This is a genomic window from Burkholderia territorii, from assembly GCF_902833055.1.
Lineage (GTDB): Bacteria > Pseudomonadota > Gammaproteobacteria > Burkholderiales > Burkholderiaceae > Burkholderia > Burkholderia territorii.
Genome location: NZ_CADFEJ010000078.1, coordinates 1 through 595 on the forward strand (window position 1 = coordinate 1; position 595 = coordinate 595).

A 595-nucleotide genomic window follows, 5' to 3' on the forward strand; every position below is an offset into this window, starting at 1 on the left:
AGACACTCGATTTCGCCCAGCAGCAGTGGAAGTTCGGACAGTTGTCCGCGCTCGACGTATTTCAGCAGCAGACCGAGCTCGACGCCACCCGCGTGCAGCTGCATCTGCTCGCGACCCAGCGCTCGCGCTACGAACATGTGATCGCCACCCTGGTGGGCGAGCCCGCGCCGCAGTTTTCGCTGGCGCCGAATCGCGAGGCCTATGCGCTACCGGTGCTGCCCACCGGGATGCCGAGCGACCTGCTGCAGCGGCGCCCCGACGTGGCCGCCGCCGAGCGCGCGATGGCCGCCGCCAACGCGCGCGTGGGCGTGGCGAGCGCCGCCTATTTCCCGAGCCTCGTGCTGTCGCCGTCGATCGGCTGGCAGAGCGCGCAGTTCGCCACGCTCGCGACGGTGCCGATCCTGGTCTGGTCGCTTGGCGGATCGATCGGCGAGACCTTGTTCGACGGCGGCCGGCGCGTGGCTCGCAAGCGCTTCGCGAGTGCCGGTTACGCCGCCGCGCAGGCGCGTTATCGCGCCTCGGTGCTGACGGCCTTCCAGGAAGTGCAGGACGCCGTCACCGGCCTGGACGTGCTGGAGGCGGCGGCGCAGCAGTC

General features: G+C 70.8%; 1 protein-coding gene. It reads left to right on the forward strand.

Annotated elements, in window-relative coordinates; genetic code table 11:
• Window positions 1–92 precede the first annotated feature (92 nt).
• Window positions 93–595, forward strand: a 503-nt coding sequence (locus HW466_RS31085; protein WP_341773646.1) for a TolC family protein, incomplete at its 3' end; no start/stop codon positions are given.